1 protein-coding gene and 1 pseudogene are annotated in these 2,706 nt (G+C 48.5%); both read left to right on the top strand.

The features are described 5' to 3' along the window. Positions 1-175 (top strand): annotated as a pseudogene (glmM, locus tag RMO84_RS20615) (phosphoglucosamine mutase); the annotation flags it as partial. 768 nt (positions 176-943) lie between these two features. After that, a partial coding sequence (locus tag RMO84_RS20610; protein WP_310490309.1) for a response regulator occupies positions 944-2,706 on the top strand: 1,763 nt, incomplete at its 3' end.

Genomic DNA, 2,706 nt, shown 5'->3' with positions numbered 1-2,706 from the left:
GCCGCTCCAAGATGGCATCGTTGCAGCGGAAACGGCGATGGGGAATACCGGACGAGTATTAGTTCGCGCTTCGGGTACCGAACCTCTGATTCGGGTGATGGTAGAAGCTGAAACGATGGAGGCAACTAAAAAATGGACTGAATATTTAGTCGCGATCGTCGAAGAACACTTCTAGAGCCATTTCTTTGGTAGGGGCAATTCATGAATTGCCCCTACCAAAGAACTAGACTTCGTTTCTAGATCTAAATCCCCCAAACCCCCTTAAAAAGGGGGCTAAGATCTGGTCAAAGTCCCCCTTTTTAAGGGGGATTTAGGGGGATTTTTAGGGTTTTCGCTTCTCACCAGAGATGTGTATACACGGTAGCCTTCACAAGGGGGGAACCATGTGGACACAGTAAGCGGTCTTGAGTGGGGAGTTGAGAGTTGGGAAAAACTAATTTACAGCGATCGAATCTACAATTTAACGATCGAGTTTTTTATCATTGAGTAAAATTAATTAGCTAAATATCGCTCATCCCAATTACAATATAAAATATAAATTTACCGCTCTCTACTTATAGGTAGATCGGGAAAAACTTTTGCGCACGCTTGTTTTTTGAGTGATTTCCCTGCGATCGATTGTTGTCTAAGAAATGAGCGGAATAGCTCACAATCGCTGGCCGAACGAACAACGTCAGTACAGCATTTGAGACGATCGTTAGGGCAAATCTCGTTGTCGATAAATCGGGTCGAGAACCTGACGTCGCGTGACCATTCTGGGGGGTTTATCGCGATCGATTGAGACTGAAATTGCGATCGAGAAATCGATCGGCGATCCTCTAGCCACACTTTTTGTTACATATCGCATTGAAAAAATCCTGTAGACCTGATAGGCTGATGGCGTACGTTCTAGATCGCTAGGATCGGCATCTTCATAGCAACACGTTCTTTTGTTGTCCTAAAAATGACTCTCTCCACCTTCACACTGCTGATTGTTGAAGATTTGCCCACCAATCGAGAGCTATATCGACATTGTTTGCTCACAGATCCAGACTGTGATTATCAGGTGTTGGAAGCAGAATCGGTTGCAGCGGGGCTGGAGTTTTGTCGGACGCGATCGATCGATGCAATTTTGCTCGATTATGCACTCCCCGATGGGGATGGGTTAGAGTTCTTGGCGGCATTAGCCATTCAAGCCGATCGCCATCGGCCATCGGTGGTGATGATGACGGGGCACGGTAACGAAAGCATCGCCGTCCGCGCGATGAAGCTCGGTGCTCAAGATTATTTAGCCAAGCACAATTTTACCCCAGAGCTATTGCGATCGACGATGCGCAGCGCGATCGAAAATACTCGCTTGCGGCTGCAATTACAACAGCGCGAAGAGCGGTTTCGGGCATCTGTCGAAACTATGCTCGACTGCTTTGGGATCTATTCCGCCATCCGCGATCGATCGGGTCAGATTATCGACTTCCGATTTGATTATCTCAATGCCGCTGCCTTAACAAGCAATCACATGACCTCAGTCGATTTGGATCGGGGACTGTGTGAGGTGTTTCCGTCGATTCGGCAGACAGAATTATTTGCTGAGTACTGCCAGGTAGTAGAGACTGGCAAGCCACTGGTCAAAGAAGATTTAACTTACTCAGATGTGTTTGGGGGGCAAAGACTAACGAGAGCTTACAATATCCAGATCGGCAAACTAGATGATGGATTTGTGGCATCCTGGCAAGATATCACAGCTCAAAAACAAGTCGCTTTGGCACGGATCGATGCCGAACGAGAACGCGATCGCTTTTTCAATTTGTCGATCGATATGCTCGCCACCAGCAATTTTGATGGCTACTTCACTCGGCTCAATCCAGCTTGGGAGAAAACTTTGGGCATTAGTACGGCAGACTTAATGGCTCGACCATATCTCGACTTCGTTCATCCAGCAGATCGAGCTGTAACACTAGCCGCTGCCCAAGATCTAATCGCAGGTGAGGTGACAGTTAGTTTTGAGAATCGCTATCGCTGTCAAGATGGCTCGTATCGTTGGCTATTGTGGAGTGCGATGCCATATCTGGAGCAGAAATTAGTCTATGCGATCGCTCATGATATCACCGATCGCAAACAAGCCGAAATTGCGATCGAAAGTCGCAATCAAGAGCTAGATAGCTTTGTGCATATCGTCTCCCACGATCTTAAAGCCCCCCTACGGGCAATTGCCAATCTCTCCCAATGGATTGAAGAAGATTTTCAAGGCGCAATCTCAGCCCATAGCCAGGAGCAAATGACCCTATTGCGCCGTCGGGTACATGGTATGGAAGCGAAGATCGATGGACTGCTCGACTATGCCCGCATCGGTAAAACAGATGCCGAGATCGAGCTAGTCGCTACCGCCGAACTCGTGGCTGAGGTCGTGGAGACGATCGCGCCTGCGCCCACATTTAGGATTTCGATCGCACCGGATCTACCGATTCTGTCTGCCAATCGCTTGCTATTGTCACAAGTATTTGCCAATACGATCGGCAATGCGATCGAGCATCACGATCGGGTTGATGGTTCAATTGCCATCTCCTGCCGAGTCCATGTCGATTTTCATGAATTTGCGATCGCCGATGATGGCGTCGGGATCGCCCCCGAACACCACGAGCGGATCTTTGGGATGTTCCATGCAGTCAATCCCCAAAATCGATCGGACAGTACCGGCATCGGCCTCGCGATCGTCAAAAAGATCGTCGA

It is taken from the genome of Chamaesiphon sp. VAR_69_metabat_338, from assembly GCF_031423935.1.
Classification (GTDB): Bacteria; Cyanobacteriota; Cyanobacteriia; order Cyanobacteriales; family Chamaesiphonaceae; genus Chamaesiphon.
This window is presented reverse-complemented; position numbering and strand designations above follow the sequence as displayed.